Below are 23287 nucleotides of genomic sequence, written 5' to 3'. Positions count from 1 at the left end.
ATCCCGCCCCTATGACAGCGCGTCCTTCAGTGCGGAAACGACATGGTCCTGCACCTCATCCGTCATGTGATGAAAGAGGGGAAGAAGAATACAGGAATCCTGAGCGCGCTCGGATTCCGGCAGGGGAAGGCGCAATCTGAGGTCCGCGTATGCCGGTTCGCGATGCACACACATGATCCCTCTCCGAGTCGCCACGCCGCGATCAAGCATCTTCTGCATGACATCGAGTTGCGAGGCGCCCGACGGCAAACGGACGCAGTAGCTTTGCCAGTTTGTCCTGGCCCAGCTCGGCTCTTCCGGAGCGATCACATCGGGGATATCCGCGAGTTTGGCTTTGTAAGATTGGGCCAGATCCCTTCTTCGTTGGACGATCTCATCCAGCTTCTTGAGCTGCTCGCGGCCGACGGCCGCCTGCATGTCCGTGAGGCGATAGTTAAAACCGGTGACGGGATACTCTTCGATCAGAACTTTCTGGCTGTTATGGCGGACCGTATCCGGCACGCTCATGCCATGTTGACGCCAAAGCCTGAAGAGTCGGTCAAACTCCGCGTTCGACGTGGTCAACACTCCGCCGTCGCCAACCGTCAAAAGTTTGCGCGGATGAAGTGAGAAGCAAACGATGTCGCCGTGAGGGCGTCCTATCCTCTCCCAAGCCTCTCCGATACGGATCTCGGATCCTATCGCACAGGCTGCATCTTCCACCACAAGAAGCCCATGCGCGCGGGCGAGTGGCAGGATCCGCTCCATATCGCACGGCATTCCCATTTGATGGATGCACATCAAGACCTTGGTTCGCGGCGTGATGGCGGCAGCGATTTTGTCCGGATCCATGTTGAACGTTGCAGGATCGATGTCGACGAAGACCGGAATGGCACCGCATTGGCGTGCTGCATTAGCGGACGCAATGAATGTGTGACTCGCCATAATCACTTCATCGCCAGGGTTCGCACCGGCAGCCATGAGCGCGAGGTGCAATGCAACGGTACAGTTTGAAACGGCACAGGCGTATTCCGCACCAACCGCCGCGGCAAATTCTTCCTCGAAGCTGGCGACCTGCGGTCCTTGGGTCAGCCATCCGGACAGGATCACTGCGGCGGCCGCGTCCGCTTCGGCCTTACCAATGAACGGAGACATGATCGGGATCATCAGGCCGCTCCCCTCTCCATGGATGACGCACTTTCCGAACGCCACCAGTTCACCAGTTCCCTCATTCCCTCTTCGACGGGAAGGGTCGCCTCGAAGCCGATCAGTTCTCGGGCGAGAGTTGGATCGCACAGGCGCCGCGGGACCGGATTGACTGCGCGCTCCGGCTCGTGGATCGGGCTTAGATGACTGCGATTCATGGCTCTCGCGAGCAGATGCGCCAGCTCGAGGAGAGAGGTTTCATGCCCGCTTCCCACATTCAACGCGACATCCGTGACGGGCGATATCGCGGCAAGAATATTTGCTCGCGCAACATCCCTGACATGCACCAGGTCCATCGTCTGCTGGCCATCTCCGAATATGATGGGTGCCCGGTCTGCACCAAGCCGCTCCATCCACCGGATCATCACCTCCGTGTAGCGGCCGTGGATGTCCATACGAGGGCCGAAGACGTTGAAATATCGAAGTGCGACATAGTCCAGCCCGTACATGTCGTTGAACGAGCGAAGAAGCCCCTCGCCGAAAGCCTTCGCTGCGCCATAGAGCGTCCGGTTTGCATAGGGATTCTGGTGTTCCGTGGTCGGGAATTCCTCGGCCAACCCATAAACGGAAGCCGAAGAAGCCATGACAATCTTGCGCACCTTTGAGCGGACGCATTGCTCAAGAAGATCGAATGTTGCGTCAACCATTACTTCCATGGCAGCGCGCGGCTCCGCTGCGCAATGGGTGATGCGGAGGGCCGCTTGGTGAAAGACCGTATCCGTGTCCTCGACGAGACCGGCGATCAGTGATCGATCGCGAATGTCTCCGATGATAAGCCGAACTGGCCCCTTTGCCATGGCGTGAGTGAGATTCTCAGGCCGGCCTCGGACCATGTTATCGACGACATTAATTTCCCGGCAGCCGCATTCGACGAGAAGATCGACGATATGTGATCCTACGAATCCGGCTCCGCCCGTCACGAGAACTCGCTTATCCTTCAAGACGTGTTCAGAAGGCATTATGGGTGTCTCCGTATGAAGAGCCTGGCGTTCACCTGACCTGAGACGTCAGAGCACCGTCGCATCCGAATGCTCGACGATGCGGATGAGTGCATCGGCCACAGTGTTGATCTGTTTCTCGGTCATCTCGGGGAAGATGGGGAGGGACAGAAATTCGCTGGCCAACTGCTCTGCAACGGCAAGGCCGCCAGATGCCTTCACAAGGGCAGAATAGGCGGGCTGCAGATGGACAGGGCGTGGATAGTGGACCCCTGTTGCGATTCCTTCTTCCATGAGAAGTCGCCGGGCATCGTCCCGATCTGCAATCCGGACGGCGTAGACATGATAGACATGGTCCGCGCCACGCGGCTCCGGAATACGCAGCCCGGCATCTCCGAGGAGGTTGTCGTATTGCGCGGCAACCCGGCGCCTCGCGACCGTCCAGGACGAAAGAAATTTTAGTTTCACGCCCAAAGCCGCAGCTTGCACGGTATCCATGCGATAATTGTAGCCAGGCCTCACGTGATTGTATTTTCCTTCCTGGCCCCAGTCCCGCAGGCAGCGGAGAGTAGCGGCGATTTTCGGATCGTCAGTGACCAGTGCCCCACCTTCGCCGCAAGCTCCGAGATTCTTGCCCGGATAAAAACTGAAGCAGCCAACCGCGCCGAAGGTTCCGGCCTTCCGCCCATTCCATTCGGCGCCATGCGCTTGCGCAGCGTCCTCGATAACCATGATGCCATGATGCTTCGCGATGTCACAGATGGCATCCATCTCCGCCAGTCGTCCGTGGAGGTGCACCGGCATCACCGCTCGGGTGCGTGGTGTGATCGCAGCTTCAAACGCAGCCGGATCCATCGTGAATGTCTCGGGATCGACGTCAACGAGGACTGGCGTGGCGCCGGCATATAAAATGGCGGCGACTGTGGCGACAAATGTCATCGACACCGTGATGACTTCATCTCCGGGACCGATCCCGCCGGCCAAGAGAGCGAGATGAAGCGCCGAGGTTCCGCTATTGAGGGCGATCGCCTCGCGCGCACCACAGTACGCAGCAAAGTCTTGCTCAAATTGTCGAACGGGGTCGCCAAGCACGTAGTCACCGCTTCGCAACACCTCAAGCACCGCCTTCTCGAGCGGCTCCTGAACGGAGCGGTATTGGGCCTTGAGATCGATAAGCGGAATCATGATGCCTGCCTCATGCCGGTGAGCTCAACGGGGTGACCACGCTGCCGAAGCGATTGCGACGCCGCTTCAAGCATCGTGACGACGCGCAGTCCGCTGGCGCCGCTGGTCAAGGGAGACATCCGCTGTCCGATGCACTCCACAAAATGCTCGATCTCACTAAGAAGTGCTTCCTTCACAGGCAGCTGCGGTGTCCATACGTCGCCCATACGGTAATTGAGCAACATGCGGTATACATCCTCGCGCTGTTCCGAATTCTCAACATCTCCGTCGTGATCGACACCGCGATCATAAACCTTAACCTTCTCACTCGGCTCGACATCGTCATAGACGATCATGCGACGGCTTCCGCCGATCAGCGTCCGGCGGATTTTGACCGGCGCGAGCCAATTGACATTGAGATGCGCCGTTGCGCCACCGTCGAGATAGAAGGTGATATGCGCCATATTCTCCGGGCTGCCTTTGATGTGGCCAGCCCCCGTGGCCGAGACTGCGATGGGGCTAATGCCTAAGGCAAAATCCAGGATCGCAAGATCATGGACAGCGAGGTCCCAGATGACGTTCACGTCCCTTTGAAAGAGACCAAGATTGATGCGGGTCGAGTCGTAGTAGTAACAGTCGCCGATAACGCCGGCGACGACGAGTTCTTTTATTTTCTGCACTGCGCCTGTATAGACGAAGGTGTGGTCGACCATCAGGATGAGGCCGCGCTTTTCCGCCTCCTCGATCAGGATGGACGCTTCACGTGAAGTCGCGGCCATCGGCTTTTCGACGAGGACGTGCTTTCCGGCTTTGAGAGCGGCGAGCGCCAAATCGAAGTGAATACGCGTGGGCGTCGCAATGATCACCGCATCAACGCGGGGATCCGCGACAAGGGTCTTCCAGTCCTCAACAACATCGACGGAACCATAGCGCACGGACGCTCGGGCACGGGCCGCGGGGGATTGATCGGCAATCGACACGACGCGGCACCCGCCCGCCTCAGTCGCGCAACGGGCAAGATTGGGCCCCCAGTATCCATAGCCGATAATACCGATACCGATCATCGAAATCCCCTCAACGGTTGTCGGCGATCTCTACGGGCTGCTGCGTGGCCGGCCCATCCGCGCGGTCGCGGCAGTCTCCAATGACACGGGCCGGCACTCCCGTCACAATCGCATAATCTGGGACGTCACGCGTCACGACCGCGCCACAGCCGACGATCGCTCCCTGGCCGATTGCGACCCCACAGCGGATCGTCGCATTTGAACCGATGGAAGCGCCTCGGCGCACGATGGTTGGCACCAATTGCCAGTCGCATTCGGTCGCCACATCGCCATCCTCGTTCACGGCACGAGGGTAGATGTCGTTCGTGAACATGACTCCGTGGCCAATAAACACTTCATCTTCAAGCGTGACTCCTTCACAGATGAAGGAATGGGAGGAGACCTTGCACCTCGCACCCACTGAGCTTCCTCGTTGAATTTCGACGAAGGGTCCGATTCTTGTTCCGTCTCCGATTTCACAGCCATACAGATTGACAAGATCGGGATGGGTAACGGTGACATGTCCGTTCATTTTGACGTCGACTATGGGCATCAGCTCTACCGCGAACATTCCTAGCGCACAGGCTATCGCGTCGCGGCAGGAAGAACGCATGCTAATGAGATGTACTCCATTCGGAATGGATGGAGTGCCGCGTTTTCGGGGGCGATCTGATCGTTAAGCCTTTCTCAGATGCGCCAGCCAAGAACTTGGCGAAACATCCACCCCGCTCGAAGAACGCGAAGATAAAACAGGGTCGCAATTCCCAATGCTCTCTCCGCCGGCGTTCGCAAGCGCGCGCTGAGCAAAATCTTGCGCAGATCCAGCATCGGCGAGGCAAGGACCAGGCCAGCCCGCACAGCCCAACGCACTCGCGGGAAGGGTGATTGGGTTTGCAACGCAAAGGTCTCTGATACGACTCGCTGCCATTTCCTTTTCAACTCAGCCAGGGTCGCGCGACTTGGGTGGGTCACCAGGACCCTCGGGTCATAAACCAGGCAGAATCGCTTCTTGAGCGCGCGATGGCACCAATCGACGTCCTCCGAAACGCCTTGGCGGAAATCCCCTACTTCCTTGAAGACGTGGCGCCAGGTGAGCAGGTTCGCTGAAACCGAAAATCCCTTTTTCTCGACATAGTCTTTCTGATTGAAGGCGAATACGGCCTCGAAAGACTGGGCACCGCTCCGTGGCGGCGGCGTCTCATCGAAAAGTTCAACAGAACCACCAACGATGTCAGCGGTATCGAGTGCGGTTCGGCCGGCCGCAATCCAACCTGGTTGAGGCACGCAGTCTGCGTCCGTGAAAAACAGCATGGGCGCTTGTGTTTCCCCGACTCCCCGATTCCGGGCAGCAGCAGCGCCTCGCAATGGCTCGACAAGAAATGTAACGGCGGGAAACGCGATATGGAGATCCGTGAGATCCTTGTCGGATTGATTATCCACGACAACGATCTCAGCCCCGGCGGAATCTGGATCCGATAGGAGAGCCGACAGGCATCTGCGCAGTCTCTCGGGGTCATTGTAGTGCGGTATGATAACCGCAATCTCCGCTGCACCCTTTTCTGTCACGGCCGCACCGGTGGGGCGGGCCTGCAGATGTGCAGAACCTCAAAGGGATTGAGCCTGAGTTTTGTCGCCGCATCATGATCGACGTCGAAGGCGCTGTAGTGCTCAACAAGGAATCCGGCCGCCTCCAACCGCGCCGTATAATCGGCCTCTGTGTAGATCCGGACATGATCGCGTTGTCCGTAAAGGCGAATCTTCTCCTCTTCGGTCTCGGAGCCGTCTCCTTCGATGCTCTTCTTCAGCTTGAGCGACAAAGGCACCTGAAGGATCGCAATACCTCGCGGTGAAAGAATGCGCCTGATTTCGCGCATGGCAGACACGTCGCTGACAATATGCTCAAGCACGTGATTGCATACAAAGACATCGACCGACCCGCTTTCCAGCGGAATATCAAGAAGGTCCATGCGACGAACGGAATTGAGATGACGGTAGCGTCGCGGATCGATGTCTCCGGCAATGTAGCGTGCGCCTGCCTTCCCTGCGATATATTTTGTGAGTCCTTTCTCGGGAGCAATATGCGTTATCGACGGGGATGCGCCGTCATTGAAAACATTGCGCTCCAGATAGAACTTCACGAGGCGATCGCGGTCGCTTGCGTGGCATACCGGACAGCAATCGTCGACCTTATACATCCCCCCGACCACCTGGAGACGTTCCAGAAGCGAGTAGCCATATCCCTGCGGCAAAAACCGACGCACGCGAGCTCCACAGACATAGCACTGGCGAGAGAAGCCAAAGTATATGACTCGACGGGACAGTTCGATGATCGGGTAGGGAACGGATTTAGAGATTGCCGCCTTCATCATCGCATCGCCCCTTCCGATATCCTTCTTGAATTCCAGCTTCGATGTCTACAGTTTCGGAGCGCGAGCCCAGGCATTTCGATTGGCCCAGACCGTTTCCCACGTTCCGGTCTTATGTCTTCGCCATTTGGTAATCCGGTCGAACAGCATCCGGCCAAATATGCCTGCCTGGATAGTCAGTCGCGCGGCCATCGCGGGCAGGGGGCGCCAATGAAGTTTTATCCAGAGAAGGCGTGCGGCCAGAACCATGGCGATCCGATCGGCTCGATCGGGCGTCGACGCTCCGCCGTGATGCACGATGCACGCATCAGGTGTGAACAGTCGGCTCAGGCCGAGCTCGCGCATTCGCCAGCAAATGTCATCATCTTCACAGAACATAAAGAAGCGCTCGTCGAAGCCGCCGAGCTTTCGCCAAATCTCCAGCCGGACCAGTACAAAGCAGAAAAAGAGGATGTCCACATCCCGTTCGGTGTCTCGCTGCCAGCCGGGGTAAACCTCAGGATTGAAGATCGGGCTTTTTTCGAAAAGGAATGCGAGGCCGAGCGCGCGATAAAGTGTACTCCGCAATGTCACGAATGAGCTGACGGATGTCGGGTTCAGCGCCCCATCGCCGAACAAGGTGCGCCCACCCCAAGCACCCGCCTCAGGCCGGCGTTGCGCGAACGCCCAAAGAGCCTCAAGCGCCCCTGGCAACACGACCGTGTCCGGGTTCAGGAAAAGCACGTAGTCTCCCGTCGCCATCTCCGCGCCGCGATTGTTTGCGGCCGCGAAACCGATATTCTTCTTGAGAGCGACAATCCTGACGGATGGAAAGAGCGACGAGAGCCGCTCATACGATCCGTCGCGAGAGTCGTTGTCGAAAATGATGAGCTCGATCTCAAATTGATCGGAAGACGTCGCGATGACCGAGTTCACGCATTCTATTGTCAAGTCAGCGGTCTTGTAGTTAACAATGACGATTGAAATTTTCTGCATTCAGAGGTTCCGTTCCGGCCACTGAGGGTTCTCGCGAGCGGCGCGACCAGATTCTTCCGATTGCAGGAGTCTCCTGTTATTTTTCCATGCGTAGATGAGCCATCCGAGCTCGTAGGGTCTGCACTCGTAGTCGATGCGTGTTGGCGGGAAGAGGAGATCGAGACCCGGCACGTGAAAGCCGGCTTTCAGGGCAGTGGTCACAGCGCTGATCGAACGGACCGCCTTGCGCGATTCCCGGCGGCCGACCTTGCGCCAGATCACGTTTCGACGGTCGCAGACGAGACTGACGCCTACCTCGGGCGGCGCCTTGAGCCAGGCCAATCCCTTGACAATCGACGGCCAATGGTCCGCCCCGCCCGCCTCCCAGAGATCCAATAGCGCCATCGGTGCCATCGCGTGCTGGTGCACGCTGTAAACCGGATAGCCCTCGACGACGCGGCCATCCCGGATGTCGTAGTGCCACCACCATTGCCCCGCCGGTCCCTGGCAGGCGCAGATGCGCGCAGCGCAGGCATTCGCCGCCGCGAGAGCCGCCGCATCTCCTAAAGCGGCCGAGAACCGCGCCAGCGCCTGGATCGGATAGACCTGATCGGCAAAGCAGCCCACATGCGCCCGGAACCGGCCGCTGGCGCGAGCCGGCAACATGTGGGGGAACAGCCCGCCGGCGCCCTGCGCCGCCTGCAGACGCGCGGCCGCCCGCCGGCTCAGCGCGTCGGTCTCGGTCAGATGACGCACCGCCAGCGCCGCGGTCAGGGCCCAGGCGCATTCCACGGTCGAGAGTGGCCGGTCCGAGGTCAGTGCGGCCCGCAGCCGCTCCAGAAGATCCGCCGCCAGAAAACCCGCTCCCTCAGCGGCGACCCACACCGCAAGCGCCACGGCCCCGAGATCGGAGCTCGACCCGGCCTGCTGCACGACCCGCCGCACCAGCGTGGCGGCGGTACTGCCGCTAAGGATCTGCCGCTGCTGCTCCTCGTCGACCTGCGCCGCCCCGAGCGCCACGATAGCGGCATAGCGAAGGTTCTCGCCCTCCGGCCGCACCATCGATCCCACGGGGCCATCTGCCGCGCGGACAGTCTGGGCAAAGCCGTCCTCGATCGCCATCCCCGGCAGGCCGCGCCGCGCCAGGGCAATCAGCTCGTCGACCCGGGCCCGCACCGCGGGTGAGCGCGCGGCCAGCGCTTGCAGCCGGCCGACACCGCCAGACGCAGATCCCATCGTCGGGCCCGGCCCCCGATCCGGGTCGGACAGCGCCAGCTTCGGATCGTCCATGGGCCACAAGCCTTTCGCTAGATTCGGCCCTCGATCATGCCCCAATCCAACTCCGCGCCCATTCGCAATTGCGGCGTACCCCGATCGATCACAACACAAAAACGGGCGGAAATGATAAGAACCAACCACAGTTGCGATGGATCTCTCAGCAAGACTGTCATGCTTTCGAAGAACCGTAGCCTGAGGGGCGGAGCGACGTGAAAAGAGTCAGTCAGGCAACCCCGGAAATTGCCCGTCGCCTTCGGCAAGTCCGGCAGATCTGGCGGTCCGAAGGGCAACGCGGCATCAGCGACCGCGTCAGAACAGCCCTGGCCTCGTATATCAAACCCACAACCGAAAAGTGGCCGGTTCGGCCTGCAGACGTCCTTGCCGCAGATCTGACGCGTCCCATTCAAGCGCCAAGCCGAATGGCACAGCCCGATGAGCCGATTGCCGTCAATTGGGTGATGCCGCCCGGCAGCCCAGGATCAGGCGGACACACGACGATCTTTCGCATCATCGGATATCTGCAACGCATCGGGTACATCAATCGTGTCTACTTTTATGATCCGCAGCTTGGGGATCATCAATATTACGCGGACATCGCCAGGCACTATTACGGATTCGCGGGCCCGATCGCCAACGTGGACGACACCATGGCAGACGCGCACGCCGTGGTGGCGACAAGCTGGCCGACTGCCTACCCGGTTTTCAACGCGCCCTGTTCGGGCAAACGCTTCTACTTCGTTCAAGACTTCGAACCTCACTTTTATCCGGTGAGTGCCGCCAGCATCCTGGCGGAGAATACCTATAAAATGGGCTTTCATGGCATCACCGCCGGCCGATGGCTCGCGGAGAAGCTCCGCGCGGAATTCGGGATGACCGCTGATCATTTCGAGTTTGGCTGCGATACATCCCGCTATCATCGTGCGGCGGGGACCAGGCGAAAGGGCGTGGCGTACTATGCGCGAAGCGGCGCCGCACGCCGCGGTTTCGAGCTAGGCATCATGGCTCTTCAAATTTTTGCCCAGCGGAATCCGGACATCGAACTCCATCTCTACGGCGAAAAAGCCAGCGCTCTTCCATTCGCGTACATTGACCACGGGCTTGTATCGCCCGATCAGCTCAACACGATCTACAACCGTTGCTTTGCCGGCCTGAGCCTGTCGCTAACGAATGTTTCCCTCGTGCCTCACGAGATGATCGCGGCCGGGTGCATCCCTGTCGTAAACGATGCGATTCACAATCGGATCGTCTTGAACAATCAATTCGTCCGTTACGCTCCGCCGACACCACACGCCCTCGCGATGGAACTGGAGGCGATCGTCAAGGATTCCAATTTTGAGCAACAATCTCAAGCCGCGGCATCCAGCGTGACGTCTTCGACCTGGGACGCCGCTGGAGAAAGCGTCGATGCTGCATTTCGGCGCGTTCTGAGATCAAGCGAGAGATCGTGAATGCAGGGTTTCACCTCGACGCTTCAAAGACAGAAGGCACGAGAGTGCCAGGAAGGGTGAGCAGCATGCCGGATCTCCTCAGTCGGTTGTCTCTGCTGGGCATCGGAGGACACCTCGAGCCAGCCCGACCGCTGGGGCGTTCGGCATCCGTGACCGTCGTCATCCCCGTTTACAACTATGGCCGATATCTGCGCCAATGCGTCGCGAGCGTGACCGAGCACCAACCTGGCGTCGACGTGGAGATCATCATTGTTGACGACAAGTCGACCGACGATAGCCTGGACATCGCACAGGCCCTTGCCTCCAAGGATGCTCGCATCAAGATCATCCAGCATCACACCAACAAAAGAGCCATCGCGACATATAATGACGGACTAGAAGCCGCAACGGGCGAGTTTGTTGCGTTGCTTTCGGCTGACGATCTTTTAACGCCAGGTGCTCTGACGAGAGCGGCTGCGCTCCTGCTTGCGAAAAGCTCGGTCGGGATGGTCTATGGTCATGCGATCAGATTTTCATCCGAGCTCCCATCTCCGAGAACCACCGGAACGGAATGGATCGTCTGGCCAGGCGCTGACTGGCTCCGAACGAGGTGCCGCTCCGGCTTCAATGTGATCTCTTCGCCCGAAGTCGTCATGCGCACCTCGATTCTCCGCGCAATCGGCGGCTATCGGCCTGACCTTCCCCATGCCGGCGACTTTGAAATGTGGCTTCGCACGGCCGCTGTCTCCGATATCGGATTCCTTGTCGGCGTCGATCAGGCTTACTATCGCGACCATGCCGTCAACATGAATAAGGAGATGTTCAAGTCGGGCACCGCGCAAGGAAAACTCATCGACTTGAAACAGCGGTGGCAATCGTTCGAGGCCGTATTCTCCGGAGCTGGCCGCGATCTCCCTGAGAAGGAAAGTCTCATTCGGACAGCACGCCGGACCGTGGCGCGACATGCATTGGACCATGCGAACTACGCCTATGCTCGCGGCTTTCACGATTTTCCGATCGATGAGTACGAGCGGTTTGCCTATGAAATTGATGCCGATGCGCAGAATACCAGAGCGGGCCGGGCGCTCGCCCGCCGGAAGCGGCTCGGCATGACATCGCTACCGCTGCACCCCCTGTGGGCTCCCTCAGCTGCCGCATTGCGATTTTCAGAACTGGTGCGCCGCTGGCGACGTCGGAAGATTGGCGTCTAGCGAGCCCGCGGAAACTACCTGCTTCTCCGACTTATTCTCCGCTCGATCAGAGCCACGCCCGCCGCCCCCAAGAGAGCGCCGACCGCTTTCATGGTTGCATCCGAAAGGCGGCCGTGACGTCCCGAGACAAGGTTCTGCGTGCCCTCGAGTAGCCCGACCACCGCAAGCGTCAATAAAACAATGCGGACGCGTTGTCCGGGGTAGCCGAGACAGAACGCTCCGCCGATCGCGGCAAAGGCCGCGATCCGTTCCAAATTTGCGGGCGCTTCCGTCGTCGGACGGAATTGGATCGGCAAAAGGCTAAACGCCGTAACAGCTAAAACAAGCAGCCATCCCACCCACCGAATAAAAACCCTGATCGTCATACCGAGCATCTGCGCGTTAGCGGCGTGCCTGACACTCTTGCCATGGAGAGCACCCCACGTGGACCGTCATCAATATGCTGTTTGATTGCAGATCGGAAAGGCCGGAGAGCCAGTCAAAGCGGCCCGCCCCTGTCCTGGCGTTTCGGCAGGCAAACGATAACCCGGAGAGCACGTAACGCTAGTTTTAGATTCGCCTAAGGTTCTCTGCGCATAGTAATTCCGGACACTCCGCCATGAGATACACGTAAATGCGCAATTAAGATGCCGGACAACTGCCATGATGTGGCCATTTTTGCTAACCCTTCAACGCAGAAACCGATCTCTAAAGGCCATGTTGGGCTGAAATAGCAAAAAGCTGTCCATGAATCACAAGAATGAGCTTTGCCGTGCGGTGTATTTGCTTTCGGCGCGCCAAGGACAGTTGTTTGGTGCGTTCATTGGTCGGCTGGATCAACAATACGTATTGACCTGAAGTTGCGCATGGGTTGGTAAGCGCGTTTGTTGATCCAACATAAATTCAAACATCTTTAATAACCTACAATAAGGGGCGAATTAATATGGCCACTTCTACGCCTACCGTTTCCGGCTTTCCGAATGCTTCGAACACGGGTGTTCCTGCTGGAGTTATTCTGACGCCGTCAGGGGGTATCACGGTCACGAAGGCCGGGACGGTGATCGAGGGCCTGGACATCAAGGGTCAGGTTAATATTCAAGCGGCGAACGTGACGCTGAAGAACTGCAAGATCACCTCGTCGGGCTATGCACCGGTCAACATCAAGTCGGGTCTGACCGGCGTTGTCGTGCAGGACTGCGAAATCAACGGCACGGGCAGCAACAACGACGGCTCGCACGGCATCGCCGGACAAGGAACCTTCCTGCGCAACAACATCTACAATGTCGAGAACGGCATTAACGTGCAGGGCAACAACACCGTGATCGATGGCAATTACATCCACGATCTCAACGCTTCCGGCGCGCCGCACTATGACGGCGTCCAGATCGACGGCGGCGTGTCCAACGTCACCGTCACCCATAACACCGTCATCAACAACCAGCCGGGCGTCTCGGCTGTGATGGTCGACAACTACTTCGGGGCGGTCTCGAACATCAAGATCGACGGCAACTATCTCGCCGGCGGCGGCTTTCCCCTCTACTCCGACGGAACGTTCACCGGCTCGGCGATGACGAACGTGTCCTTCACCAACAACTACATCACCAAGGGCGGCTGGGGTTACTACTACGTCAAAAGCAGCAGCCCGACCATCTCCGGAAACGTCGAAAGCACCGACGGACATTTCCCCGACCAGGGTCCCACTCCGACGCCGACACCCGATCCGACACCCGATCCGACGCCGACGCCTCCGCCGGTTACAGGCACCAGCGGCAATGACGTGATCAAGGGCACGAGCGGCGCCGATGTGATGGTGGGCGGCACCGGCAATGACACCTACACGGTCAATCACACCGGGGACAAGGTCGTCGAACTGGCGGGGCAAGGCACCGACAAGGTCGAAAGCACGATCAGTCACACGTTGGCCGACAATGTCGAAAATCTTCAGTTGATGGGCTCCAATGCGATCAACGGCACTGGCAACGCCCTGAACAACACGATCATCGGCAATGACGCTGCCAACATCCTGAAGGGCGGCGATGGCAATGACAGGCTCAACGGCTGGGGTGGCAAGGATGTCCTTTATGGCGGAGCCGGCAAGGACGTCTTCGAGTTCAGTAGCCAGTTTAGCGCCAATGGCGACAAGGTGATGGACTTCGTGCACGGCACCGACAAACTCGACTTTTCGCTGATCGATGCGAACACGTCGAAGTCTGGTGATCAAGCCTTCGTCTTTGACGGCTACCAGAATGGCGGCCAGAACGGTCACCTTTGGGCGGTTGAAGACAGCACCTCAAACGTGACCCACGTCTACGGAAAGGTGGGTGGCTTCCAGTTCGTGGTTGATCTGCAGGGCGTTCACCACGGACTTACGGCATCGGACTTCTACCTTTAAGTCCAGCTCCTACGGGGCCCGGCTTGGTATCCAGGCAGGGCCCTGCCGTCGACAAGTACTGAAGCTGACGGAGACCACTTCTTCGTCATCTAACCGACGCACCAAAAGCGGTCCCGGCACTCGCCGGGGCCGTTGCCCTCTTGTTCCACTCTGACACTTATCGATCGGTCAGCATTGCAAGATCGTTCAGCGGCAAGCTCTCGCAATTCGGTGTGGCGATGGCGGCGAGAACAGGCCGGTCCGGCGCGCTGAGGCCGAGATAGCGATTCAGCTTTCGCCAATAGTAGTGAGCCCGCGTCCGGAGGATCGGCTGCTCCGAATACATTTGCCCTTCAAAGAAATAGAAAAGCTGGTTGCCTTCGGCCATTCCGGTGACCAGAGCCTGATGCCAACCCTGCGGAGCGATGGGGGCGATCAGCACGCGGCACTCCTCGCCGATATTTCCCTCCACCCACAACAGATCGTAGTCGGAGGTGTTCTGTCTCACCTGAAAGCCTCGTTGCTCGAGCAAGCTCGCAACGTCCCGCGGGACCACATTCGGCTCGGCGACCGCGATATCAACATTTCCCGGCAGCTTGAGCGCGAGACTCGCGATCAATGCAAGGCCAAAAAGCCCGCTAAAGGCGAACCGGGGATGCACGTCTCATTCCCATCAGACAAATGCCGACGGTCGCCACGAGAATGATCCAACTCGCCACCGTCGAGCCAACCGGACCGTGGAGCAGCTCGAAGTGTTCAGGATAAAGACCTATCAAGCTGATGCGCGCAACATTGATGACCACGACCGCGGCACACGCAGCTACCACCCAGCCAATGTCTCGGATGGAGGTCGGACGATCAAAGACCTTGGAAAGCGTTACCCAACACAGAATGGCCAGAGAGATATTGGCCAGAGACGAACAGGCCGGTGCGATCCAGAGAACCCCCTCCCCGTTTGCAAACTCGATTGCGTTACCAATCCGGGGAGTTCCGACGACCCATCCGACCAAGGCCGCATCACCTTGCAGGATGGTATCGCTAAACGTCGCGAACAGAAGACGCCCCCAGAACATCGGAATGGTCAATGCCAGCACGATCCAGGCCCCTCGATGAAGGAAGGTCGAACCCTGCGACGTTCGAAGGATGTAGATCGCGAGTCCGGACATAACGAGCCAGCTCAGCGGAGCCACGGGCACGAGGAAAGCGACTAGGGCACAAGCAGCAGCGGCGATGTCAAGGCGCGTCATGGGCCGCGCAGGCTCGCGCAGGATAAATGAAATCGCAATCGCCAAAGCGCTCCAGACAATGACGCTGGTATCGAAAGTGCTCAAGAGCGACGCGCCAATTCCATTCTCCGTCACAGAGACAATCACGCGTTCGCTGATGCCATTGCAAAAGCCGAGTACGACGAGACCGGCAAACAGCTCGTTTCGTGAAACGCCGGTCCCTTTTGCTTGGCGCTCACCAGACTTTCCCTCCGCCCCAAGGGGCGAAGGGGAAATTCCTGTATCCGCAAGCATGGGATACGCTGGTCGATTGAACGACATGCAATCACGTCATTCTACGAGATTCGGTTTGCGGTACCGCCGGATCAAAGCATATCCGCCAGCGATCAGAAGGAAGGGCAAGCCGGCTCCGGCGATTGGACCGGGAGTCCCTTTCGACCCGCCACGTCCCCAGCCGCCTCCGTGCCAGCCACCGCGTCCCCAGCCACCGTGCCCGTTGTCACCATGCCCCCAGCCCCAGCCCCAGCCTGAACGATTCCCGCGGTCTGACGGCCCGGCGGTGGCGGCAGTGGCAAGCGTCAAGACGCAGAGTGCGGCCGCTGCGGGAAGGATCTTTTTCCAGGAAACCATAGAAACCTCCTCCAGAGCAGAACCCTCGATTGAGCAACCATACTCCGCGGGTTGGTCATCTTCGCAAAGCGCCCAAAATGGGTACTCGTGGAATCTTTGGAGGGTGAAGGGAGCGCCACTGCGACCAATCAATCGTTTGGCGTATCGCAAAAGCAGCAACCGGTCAGTCAGATGTGGAAGCGTACTTTTCGAGACTTAATCGCACACTAGCTAAGCGCCCGACATCATTCCAAACCGCGGCAAGGATACCCGAAATGACCGGGACTTTCTGTATTTTCCGGCTACGGTTATTGCCGAGGTACTACGGCTCACGGCCAAGCGCTTCGCTCATTGGCGCAGCCGGTCTTGCTGTTGCATTGTTCGCTTTCGCCTCGCCCGCCGATGCTGCGATGGTCGAGCTTTTCGCGAATAAAAGAGACATTTTGCCTTCCGGCCAGAATTTCGAGCTCATCACGAGCGCGTCGTCTCAAAGGCGCGTGATTCCTTCCGGCTTTCCGGATGCTTCGAACACGGGTGTTCCTGCTGGCGTTATTCTGACGCCGTCGGGGGGTATCACGGTCACGAAGGCCGGGACGGTGATCGAGGGTCTGGACATCAAGGGCCCGGTCAATATTCAAGCGGCGAACGTGATACTGAAGAACTGCAAGATCACCTCGTCGGGCTATGCGCCGGTCAACATCAAGTCGGGTCTGACGGGCGTTGTCGTACAGGATTGTGAAATCAACGGCACGGGCAGCAACAACGACGGTTCGCACGGCATCGCCGGACAGGGAACCTTCCTGCGCAACAACATCTACAATGTCGAGAACGGCATCAACGTGCAGGGCAACAACACCGTGATCGACGGCAATTACATCCACGATCTCAACGCTTCCGGCGCGCCGCACTATGATGGCGTCCAGATCGATGGCGGCGTATCCAACGTCACCGTCACCCACAACACCGTCATCAACAACCAGCCGGGTGTTTCGGCTGTGATGGTCGACAACTACTTCGGCGCCGTTTCGAACATCAAGATCGACAGCAACTACCTCGCCGGCGGTGGCTTTCCCCTCTACTCCGACGGAAACTTCACCGGCTCGGCGATGACGAACGTGTCCTTCACCAACAACCACATCGTCAAGGGTGGCTGGGGCTACTACTACGTCCGCGACAGCAGCCCAACCATCTCCGGAAACGTCGAAAGCACCGACGGAGATGGGCCTTAGGGTTTAAACCGTTTTCCTCCTGGGTCGATCATCGCGGGCGGGCGCTTTGCTCCGCGCGGCGGGTCATCCTTTCCCTCAAGAAGCCACACCCCACTCCCCATCAAGAAAATGAACAGGGCATACGTGGCATTCCAGAAATGAACGGTCCATCCGACAATAAAAAACCCGGCCATGACAAAAAGATATGCGGCCCGATATTCACAGCGTTTGTCGCTCAATCCCTTTTTGAAACTCACTGACCAAAAAAGCGATCCGAATGCGAGCAGCATGAGAAATGCTGCTGGAATGCCGAAGTAAACAGCATGGATGAGCCAGAACATGTCGATGCTCGGCGGCATCCAGTCTGGACGATCCCATTGACCCAGCCCCACGCCAAAGAGTGGATGGTTGAGGACGGATTCAGATCCAAACCTCCATATTAGAACGCGATAATATGCAGACAGCTCATCGAAACTGAAATGGGTAATGTAGAATTCAGGAACTGATTGATTCGAGATCAGTGCTATGAACAGGTAGGCCATAAACAGCAGACCCCAGAGAATTTTCCATCTGCCTGTGTTTTTCTGCAGAGTCCGGTTCCAGGTCATCAACATGATCTGGGTTGCAACAGCGGTCAAAGGCCCTGCGGACAAGGACAAGAACGCAGTCGCCGCAATAACTCCCGATCTCTTCAGGCGTTGCAAGAATGGCTTGCCGTAACCCAGCACCAAATGCGTCATCGCAAGGATGCTGCCCGTGAAAACTCCGTACAAAATCGGATGTTCGAGAAAGGCCTGCACTCTCCTGTAGCCCCATCGCGGCTCATAGACGGTATCCGGCGGCGTCGGGAATATCAGGCCGAATAGCTCCAGCGTGATATTGCGGCCGGTAATCGTTTCGAAGAGTGCGAACGGAAGGAATATCGCGATAGCCCTAGAGAGTAGAAGGGTCATATTATAAAAATCATCCTCATCGCGAATGTAGCAGCGGGCGAGAAAATATGGCCCAACCGTCTCGAGAACGATGATTGCGCCCGGCTGAACAGCGAGGCCCCACGGGTGAAGAACGAAGAGGCCGAGAGCGCACCAGAGAGAAAATAAAATCAGCGCAGTATCGGCGATCCTGACTTTCCCCGCCTTTCCCATCACCCACATGACCAACGAAGGCGCCAGCGTCGCAAGCAGAACGAACCTGTAGAGGGAAAGGCGTGCCGGGCCGATCTGAATGATCCATGGCACAACAAGAGTGGCGAGAAAAAGCGAAGCCGCCCAGGGCAGTTTCTTCCGCCGGCCCAGTTCGGAAATGGGCTCTTCAGGATCCGTGGAACTGTCGCCTTTTCCGAGTTGACGCCTGCGCCGCGCTACCGTTTCGTCCGGTGGACTCGTGTGTAACGCAGAATGAGCGCCTCTTCGTTTGACGCGGAGTTGCATATTATGGCTTGTCCCCGGTCGCCGGCTCAACAAGGCGTGTGTTTTTGGTCGACCGGAACGGTGGCGACGGCGCGAAGAACTCGCGGGCTGTCAAGAGCAGGAACTCGGCATTTGTCGTCAAGTATCGCCGCCACATTCGGCGCGGCTCCTGCAGGAGGCGGAATGCCCATTCCATACCCATTCGTTGCCAGCGGACCGGTGCGCGCCGCGTGATGCCGGCCAGAACATCAAACGATCCGCCGACCCCGTGTAGGATGGGAACGTCGAGAGCATCCTTGAACGAGCCGAGAAAAATCTCCTTCTTGGGGGAGGCCATCCCGATAAAAAGCATATCCGCTCCTGAGTTGCGGATATCTGCCGCGACTCGTGCCGCCTCGCTATCGGGGAAATAGCCGTCGTTGCGGCCGACGATTTTCAATCCTGGAAACCGCTCTTGCAGTCGCATCTCAAGCAGTTCGAGCACGTCCGCGCGCGCGCCAAGCAAATAGACGGAAAGTCCTTCACGGTGAGCAAGCCCGAGCAATTTCTCAAAGAGGTCGATTCCTGTCACACGCTCCGGAAGTCGGCGGCGGAGAAGCGTGCTCGCCCACACTACTGACTGGCCGTCGGCAAGGAGAAGATCGCATTCGAGGAGAGAAGCGCGAAGCACCGGATCCTTCCGCAGCTTAACCACCTTTGCGGCGTTGAGAACCCCGAGAAGAAGCGGACTGCGCTTTGTAAGCGCCTGACGGCAACGCTCCAGCACCTCATCCATCCTGAGCGGATCGAGATACAGACCGAAGAGAAGCCGCCGATTGTCTTGCCCATCGGGACGCTCTTGGGGGACGACGTCGGACAACGCCTGCTTCAGATCGTCCATAGGCCACAAGCCTTTCGCTAAGATCGGCGTCCGATCATGCTCCAATCCAACACCGCGCCTATTCGCAATGGCGACTTACCCCTATCAAGCACAACAACGGACGGCGTTCGGATACCGATCTGGCTATTGTGACGGAGCCGCACTCGACACAACGCCGACCCGCGGCCGCGATCGTTGGTTGATGGTGACTTTCACCACATCTCCCGGCAAAAGCAGCGTCGATTCCGATCCAGCCACCTCGTCGATCTTGCCCTGCGTCTGTCTCACGATCGCAAATGACAAGCTCGGCTCTGCCGTGTCTTCGTTCTGGCGGTCATTTGTCATCGAGGACCCGTTGACGATCAGAACTTTCTTAAGGACGTCTTCCTTGATCTTCAGCCGATCCAGATTGGCTTGTGCATCCTGCATGTCGGCAGCGATATCCGTTTGATGTTTGTCGCGCAGACTTAAGGAGTTGCGCGTCGCTTCGCTGAGGTTCTGACGGGCCCGCATTGCGGCCGTGACTTCATCGAGCCGGTTCGACTGCAGGCCCGCAACGGCCCGTTCCAACTCCGATCGACGGGAAACCGTCGCGATGCCGCGATCAACAAGGGACTTAACGCCGGCAAGCTCGTCCTCGACAAGCTTGATTCCTTTGTCGAGTGTCTCTGTCTTTGTTCCGAGAATGTCTATTTCAGCGGAAAACAACCCCCTTAATTCGGACAGATTGTCGAGTTGGCGTTCCAGCCCTTTTGTGCGCGCAGCAAAAATGATTTGCTCCTGCGCCATAATCTCGGCAGCCGTTTTGTCGTCTTGAATCGCGGTCAGTTCAGAAGGGAAATGGATCTCCTTGGCGTCTGCCGCTTCGGCCTGCAGCCGCGCGATCCGCCCCAGCGTGCGCAGGATATCGTTGCGGGCTTCCTGCAACTCGCCGAGCATCCCGATCTCGCCCTTGGACCCTCCCTCGGTGTTGGACCGATATCGACCACCACTGAGTGCCAGCGCCTGAAGCACGGTCATCCCGGGCTTGAACTGGTACGCTCCCGGAGTCGTCACGCTTCCGACCATATAAATCTGAGGATATTCCAGGATCTCCACCGTCGCATCGGGAGTATTGATCAAGCCGGTCTTGGCCTTCAGGCGCTCGGCGATCTCGGTCGCCAGGTCCGAGCTATCGATGCTTGTCACATCCATGGACCCGATCAGCGGCAGGGAAATCGTCCCAGCCGCCGAGACGACGTACTCGCCGCCGACAGGCTCCCATTTTTGATACTCGCCCTTTGCCGGAATCCATTGCACCACGGTCACGCGCAACTTCGTCTGCGGCGCGAGAGGGTAGCTATCCGCATAGCCTGGCTGAGGACATGCCATTGCAAAGGCGATGCCGACAACTGCCGTTATCGTACGACGCGCGAGCTTTTGCGTAGCGAAACTTGAACTCCGCATCGTTACGACCATCCCGCCAACATCAAACAGATCCATCGGGTCACAGACCGCGCCTGCGTTGACAACATGGACCCCTATCGTCAGAGGGACAACATCATCTCTTCGAGTTAGTCCTTATGGATCTTTTGAGTATAAGCTTGCGCTCTATAACCATATCGAGATTGCGCCTATAAGGACAGGAAGCATAGCCGAATGTGGAATGAGCCGTGACTGCCACTTCACTCATCCCGGGCCAATATTCGCTCATGACAGGCGGACCAGTAATTGATCGCAGTTGAACTTCCAGAAAGATACGATCTCGTCCGCGGATAGCTTTGAATTAAGTGAGCTTGCAATGAGCAATATCGACCTTCGATTCTATCTCTCGATTTTCCTCAGACGCTTTCCCTATTTCATTGCAATCGTCATTCTCGTTTCAGCGGCTGGATTGGCGCTCGCCTATGTTCTGCCGCCGGTCTATCGGGCCGATGCAAGAATCCTCGTGGAATCCCCACAGATCTCAACAGATCTCGTCCGCTCCACGGTCCCTGCCGAGATCGTCAAGCAGCTTCAGGTCATTGAGTTGCAAATGATGACACGTGAGAACCTGCTCGCACTTGCAGACAAACTCCACCTCTATAGTGACCGGCCGAATTTTTCCGCGAACGATATCGTGGACGATATGCGCTCAAGGGCCACGATTGAGCCCATTCGGTTTGATACGCCACGAGGATCGGACGGCGCCACCGCATTCTCTGTGTCCTTTAAAGCAAAGAACCCAATCGTCTCCGCTGATGTCGTCAACGAATTCGTCAAGCTGATTTTGCAAAGGAATGTTCGTTTTCGCACAGACCAAGCCAGCGACACACTCTCATTTCTTCAGCAAGAGACAGAAAAGCTCAGCGTCAAGCTCAATGAGATTGAGGCCAAGATCCTCGCGTTCAAAAACGATAATAGGGATGCCCTGCCGGAAAATCTGGGCTTCCGTCGCACACAGCAGATAAATTTCCAGGACCGTCTTTTGCAGCTTGAGCGAGAGGAGGCTTCTCTTCGCGAAGGGCGCTCCAGGCTCGTCCAGATTTTCGCGAGCACTGGCCGCATATCGAACGCCTCGATGTCTCCTGCCGAACAGACATTGGAGCAGTTTCGCCGCATCCTAACCGAACAGAGGGCTGTCTTTTCCGAGACGAGCCCTAGCATCGTTGCGCTTCAATCCCAGATATCGGCGCTCGAAAGGCAGATCCAGACCGAAGCGGCAAGCGGCACCGACAGTACCGGCGGCCGGAGGCGTCCTCTTGAAATGGACATGCAACTCGCGGAAATGGATCGCCGGCTCACACTCATCGCTCAAGAGAAGACCGCGCTTAAACAGGACCTTGCAGAGCTCAATCAGTCGATCTCTGCAACCCCAAGCAATGAAATGGCGTTGAACGCCCTGGAGCGGCAGCGCCAGACCATTCAAACCCAATACAACATGGCGAATGCGCGGTTGGCGGATGCCTCCGCAGGCCAGCAGATCGAACTCCGGTCGAAAGGAGAGAGGCTATCTGTATTGGAACTGGCGACACCTCCGCAGCGCGCCATTGGCCCCAATCGTCTTGGGATTGCTTTTGGAGGCTTGGTCGCAGGCGTTGCTCTCGGCCTTGGCTTCATCGTGTTGCTGGAATTGTTGAACAAGACCATTCGCCGGCCGATCGAGCTCGTCGAAATGCTGGAGATCCAGCCCTTGGCTACGATCCCCTACATTCGGACCAGAGGTGAGGCCCATTCGCGAAGCCTGATGCTTCTTCCAGCAACGCTTCGCCGGACATTGAGAATTTAGGCGTATCCCATGGAACGGACCCAAGCAGCCGCCGAAAAGTCGGAACGCGAGAAGTCCCTCTTTGCCTTCCCAGAGGCGTCGGCGTCGCCACGGGCAACGGGGGATGACGTGTGGGCGAAGCTGGCGCCGCTTAATCTTGACAAGAAGCGCATTGCGCAGCGGCGGATCGTGACCTTTGACCGATCCGACAATGCAAGCGTCGCGTTCGACATTCTGCGAACGAAAGTCCTCAAGACCCTGCGCCAGAATAACTGGACTTCAGTCGCCATCACCTCACCGACGCAAGGCTGCGGCAAGACTCACGTCGCTCTCAATCTCGCCTTCAGCTTCGCCAGTCTGAAGGATTTCCGCACCGTCCTTGTCGACCTCGATCTCCGCCGACCGCAGGTCGGTCAGACTTTGGGTATCGAGAAAGGATACTCGATGGAGCGGTTTCTGAAAGGAACAAGCTCCGTTGAGGAAACCTTCGTTCGGTATGAGAACAATCTCGCTGTCGGCGCCAATGGCCAGCCTGTTTGCTATGCCGCCGAGCTGCTCCAAAGCCCCGATACGCCGCCCATTCTTACCAATTTGAGAGATCGCCTGAAGCCCGATATCTTGCTCTTCGATCTGCCTCCAATGCTGGCCAACGACGATGTCCTGGCGTTTCTCCCCAACGTCGATTGCGTCGTTCTGATCGCTGCCGCCGAGGCAAGTACCCTCGGCGAAATCGATATCTGCGAGCGAAGCCTCTCGAAAGAATCCAATTTCCTCGGAGTGGTTCTCAATAAATGCCAGTATCGTCTGGAGGAGCACGGTTACTGACCGACCGAT

General features: G+C 58.0%; 21 protein-coding genes. 6 read left to right on the top strand and 15 right to left on the bottom strand.

The annotated features are described in order from the left end of the window. Positions 1 to 9: 9 nt before the first annotated feature. From HB375_RS03585 to HB375_RS03545, 9 genes are all read right to left on the bottom strand, one after another. Positions 10 to 1146 carry a DegT/DnrJ/EryC1/StrS family aminotransferase gene (locus tag HB375_RS03585; RefSeq protein ID WP_167671558.1) on the bottom strand — a complete coding sequence of 379 codons (1137 nt, stop codon included), beginning with the start codon at positions 1144 to 1146 and terminating at the stop codon, positions 10 to 12. Then, the gene (locus HB375_RS03580) at positions 1146 to 2126 is read right to left on the bottom strand and encodes an NAD-dependent epimerase/dehydratase family protein (RefSeq protein ID WP_205800020.1); all 981 of its coding nucleotides are present in this window, start codon (positions 2124 to 2126) and stop codon (positions 1146 to 1148) included. Before HB375_RS03580 ends, HB375_RS03585 begins: the two co-directional genes overlap by 1 nt. A 66-nt stretch (positions 2127 to 2192) precedes the next feature. Next, the gene (locus tag HB375_RS03575; RefSeq protein WP_167671556.1) at positions 2193 to 3308 is read right to left on the bottom strand and encodes a DegT/DnrJ/EryC1/StrS family aminotransferase; all 1116 of its coding nucleotides are present in this window, start codon (positions 3306 to 3308) and stop codon (positions 2193 to 2195) included. Then, on the bottom strand, positions 3305 to 4351 hold the full coding sequence (locus tag HB375_RS03570) for a Gfo/Idh/MocA family protein (RefSeq protein WP_167671555.1): 1047 nt from the start codon (positions 4349 to 4351) through the stop codon (positions 3305 to 3307). The genes HB375_RS03575 and HB375_RS03570 overlap by 4 nt, the downstream gene beginning before the upstream one ends. A 10-nt stretch (positions 4352 to 4361) precedes the next feature. Next, positions 4362 to 4883 carry an acyltransferase gene (locus HB375_RS03565; protein WP_167671747.1) on the bottom strand — a complete coding sequence of 174 codons (522 nt, stop codon included), beginning with the start codon at positions 4881 to 4883 and terminating at the stop codon, positions 4362 to 4364. A gap of 134 nt (positions 4884 to 5017) precedes the next feature. Then, a complete protein-coding gene (locus tag HB375_RS03560; protein ID WP_167671554.1) occupies positions 5018 to 5896 on the bottom strand; it encodes a glycosyltransferase in 879 nt (292 codons plus the stop codon). Continuing rightward, a complete protein-coding gene (locus tag HB375_RS03555; protein WP_167671553.1) occupies positions 5893 to 6699 on the bottom strand; it encodes a class I SAM-dependent methyltransferase in 807 nt (268 codons plus the stop codon). Before HB375_RS03555 ends, HB375_RS03560 begins: the two co-directional genes overlap by 4 nt. A gap of 45 nt (positions 6700 to 6744) precedes the next feature. Beyond that, positions 6745 to 7671, bottom strand: a complete 927-nt coding sequence (locus HB375_RS03550; RefSeq protein ID WP_167671552.1) for a glycosyltransferase family 2 protein — start codon at positions 7669 to 7671, stop codon at positions 6745 to 6747. Further along, a complete protein-coding gene (locus HB375_RS03545) occupies positions 7672 to 8940 on the bottom strand; it encodes a hypothetical protein (protein ID WP_167671551.1) in 1269 nt (422 codons plus the stop codon). Positions 8941 to 9137: 197 nt separating this feature from the next. Between HB375_RS03545 and HB375_RS03540 the strand changes: the two genes are divergently transcribed. Then, positions 9138 to 10376, top strand: coding sequence for a glycosyltransferase family 4 protein (locus HB375_RS03540; RefSeq protein WP_167671550.1), 1239 nt, complete (start codon positions 9138 to 9140; stop codon positions 10374 to 10376). 65 nt (positions 10377 to 10441) lie between these two features. Then, positions 10442 to 11566 (top strand): glycosyltransferase, encoded by a 1125-nt coding sequence (locus HB375_RS03535; protein ID WP_167671549.1) that lies wholly within the window; start codon positions 10442 to 10444, stop codon positions 11564 to 11566. 14 nt (positions 11567 to 11580) lie between these two features. On the opposite strand, the gene HB375_RS03530 is transcribed toward HB375_RS03535, so the two are convergent. Then, the gene (locus tag HB375_RS03530; RefSeq protein WP_167671548.1) at positions 11581 to 11931 is read right to left on the bottom strand and encodes a VanZ family protein; all 351 of its coding nucleotides are present in this window, start codon (positions 11929 to 11931) and stop codon (positions 11581 to 11583) included. Positions 11932 to 12488: 557 nt separating this feature from the next. Here HB375_RS03530 and HB375_RS03525 point away from each other — a divergent pair. Continuing rightward, complete coding sequence (locus HB375_RS03525; RefSeq protein WP_167671547.1) at positions 12489 to 13937, top strand: calcium-binding protein; 1449 nt, start codon at positions 12489 to 12491, stop codon at positions 13935 to 13937. A gap of 157 nt (positions 13938 to 14094) precedes the next feature. Here the strand turns inward: HB375_RS03525 and HB375_RS03520 are convergent, their stop codons facing one another. Continuing rightward, positions 14095 to 14577 carry a hypothetical protein gene (locus HB375_RS03520; protein WP_167671546.1) on the bottom strand — a complete coding sequence of 161 codons (483 nt, stop codon included), beginning with the start codon at positions 14575 to 14577 and terminating at the stop codon, positions 14095 to 14097. Next, positions 14555 to 15463 carry a hypothetical protein gene (locus HB375_RS03515; protein WP_167671545.1) on the bottom strand — a complete coding sequence of 303 codons (909 nt, stop codon included), beginning with the start codon at positions 15461 to 15463 and terminating at the stop codon, positions 14555 to 14557. The genes HB375_RS03520 and HB375_RS03515 overlap by 23 nt, the downstream gene beginning before the upstream one ends. Before the next feature lie 563 nt (positions 15464 to 16026). Between HB375_RS03515 and HB375_RS03510 the strand changes: the two genes are divergently transcribed. Further along, positions 16027 to 16980 carry a right-handed parallel beta-helix repeat-containing protein gene (locus HB375_RS03510; RefSeq protein ID WP_167671544.1) on the top strand — a complete coding sequence of 318 codons (954 nt, stop codon included), beginning with the start codon at positions 16027 to 16029 and terminating at the stop codon, positions 16978 to 16980. Here HB375_RS03510 and HB375_RS03505 read toward each other — a convergent pair. From HB375_RS03505 to HB375_RS03495, 3 genes are all read right to left on the bottom strand, one after another. Beyond that, positions 16977 to 18389: an O-antigen ligase family protein gene (locus HB375_RS03505; RefSeq protein WP_167671543.1), complete on the bottom strand. Its 1413-nt coding sequence runs from the start codon at positions 18387 to 18389 to the stop codon at positions 16977 to 16979. The two genes, HB375_RS03510 and HB375_RS03505, sit on opposite strands and share 4 nt — an antisense overlap. A 1-nt stretch (position 18390) precedes the next feature. Beyond that, entirely contained in the window at positions 18391 to 19143 is a 753-nt protein-coding gene (locus tag HB375_RS03500; RefSeq protein ID WP_246728306.1) for a WecB/TagA/CpsF family glycosyltransferase, read from the bottom strand. 228 nt (positions 19144 to 19371) lie between these two features. Next, positions 19372 to 20709 (bottom strand): polysaccharide biosynthesis/export family protein, encoded by a 1338-nt coding sequence (locus HB375_RS03495; protein ID WP_167671541.1) that lies wholly within the window; start codon positions 20707 to 20709, stop codon positions 19372 to 19374. A 298-nt stretch (positions 20710 to 21007) separates the two neighbouring features. On the opposite strand from HB375_RS03495, the gene HB375_RS03490 reads away from it, so the two are divergent. Both HB375_RS03490 and HB375_RS03485 read left to right on the top strand, forming a co-directional pair. Continuing rightward, on the top strand, positions 21008 to 22474 hold the full coding sequence (locus HB375_RS03490) for a GumC family protein (protein ID WP_167671540.1): 1467 nt from the start codon (positions 21008 to 21010) through the stop codon (positions 22472 to 22474). 9 nt (positions 22475 to 22483) lie between these two features. Further along, positions 22484 to 23278 carry a CpsD/CapB family tyrosine-protein kinase gene (locus HB375_RS03485; RefSeq protein ID WP_167671539.1) on the top strand — a complete coding sequence of 265 codons (795 nt, stop codon included), beginning with the start codon at positions 22484 to 22486 and terminating at the stop codon, positions 23276 to 23278. Positions 23279 to 23287 lie beyond the last annotated feature (9 nt).

The organism is Microvirga terricola (assembly GCF_011777495.1).
GTDB classification, from domain to species: Bacteria; Pseudomonadota; Alphaproteobacteria; order Rhizobiales; family Beijerinckiaceae; genus Microvirga; species Microvirga terricola.
This window is presented reverse-complemented; position numbering and strand designations above follow the sequence as displayed.

What these genes read in the sequence shown, in the direction of transcription:
- HB375_RS03575 (WP_167671556.1), bottom strand. Translation starts at nt 3,308, where the DNA reads ATGATTCCGCTTATCGATCTCAAGGCCCAATACCGCTCCGTTCAGGAG.
- HB375_RS03535 (WP_167671549.1), top strand. Translation starts at nt 10,442, where the DNA reads ATGCCGGATCTCCTCAGTCGGTTGTCTCTGCTGGGCATCGGAGGACAC.
- HB375_RS03490 (WP_167671540.1), top strand. Translation starts at nt 21,008, where the DNA reads ATGAGCAATATCGACCTTCGATTCTATCTCTCGATTTTCCTCAGACGC.
- HB375_RS03530 (WP_167671548.1), bottom strand. Translation starts at nt 11,931, where the DNA reads ATGACGATCAGGGTTTTTATTCGGTGGGTGGGATGGCTGCTTGTTTTA.
- HB375_RS03585 (WP_167671558.1), bottom strand. Translation starts at nt 1,146, where the DNA reads ATGATCCCGATCATGTCTCCGTTCATTGGTAAGGCCGAAGCGGACGCG.
- HB375_RS03545 (WP_167671551.1), bottom strand. Translation starts at nt 8,940, where the DNA reads ATGGACGATCCGAAGCTGGCGCTGTCCGACCCGGATCGGGGGCCGGGC.
- HB375_RS03570 (WP_167671555.1), bottom strand. Translation starts at nt 4,351, where the DNA reads ATGATCGGTATCGGTATTATCGGCTATGGATACTGGGGGCCCAATCTT.
- HB375_RS03495 (WP_167671541.1), bottom strand. Translation starts at nt 20,709, where the DNA reads ATGGATCTGTTTGATGTTGGCGGGATGGTCGTAACGATGCGGAGTTCA.
- HB375_RS03555 (WP_167671553.1), bottom strand. Translation starts at nt 6,699, where the DNA reads ATGATGAAGGCGGCAATCTCTAAATCCGTTCCCTACCCGATCATCGAA.
- HB375_RS03510 (WP_167671544.1), top strand. Translation starts at nt 16,027, where the DNA reads ATGACCGGGACTTTCTGTATTTTCCGGCTACGGTTATTGCCGAGGTAC.
- HB375_RS03525 (WP_167671547.1), top strand. Translation starts at nt 12,489, where the DNA reads ATGGCCACTTCTACGCCTACCGTTTCCGGCTTTCCGAATGCTTCGAAC.
- HB375_RS03485 (WP_167671539.1), top strand. Translation starts at nt 22,484, where the DNA reads ATGGAACGGACCCAAGCAGCCGCCGAAAAGTCGGAACGCGAGAAGTCC.
- HB375_RS03550 (WP_167671552.1), bottom strand. Translation starts at nt 7,671, where the DNA reads ATGCAGAAAATTTCAATCGTCATTGTTAACTACAAGACCGCTGACTTG.
- HB375_RS03515 (WP_167671545.1), bottom strand. Translation starts at nt 15,463, where the DNA reads ATGTCGTTCAATCGACCAGCGTATCCCATGCTTGCGGATACAGGAATT.
- HB375_RS03500 (WP_246728306.1), bottom strand. Translation starts at nt 19,143, where the DNA reads ATGGATGAGGTGCTGGAGCGTTGCCGTCAGGCGCTTACAAAGCGCAGT.
- HB375_RS03505 (WP_167671543.1), bottom strand. Translation starts at nt 18,389, where the DNA reads ATGCAACTCCGCGTCAAACGAAGAGGCGCTCATTCTGCGTTACACACG.
- HB375_RS03565 (WP_167671747.1), bottom strand. Translation starts at nt 4,883, where the DNA reads ATGCCCATAGTCGACGTCAAAATGAACGGACATGTCACCGTTACCCAT.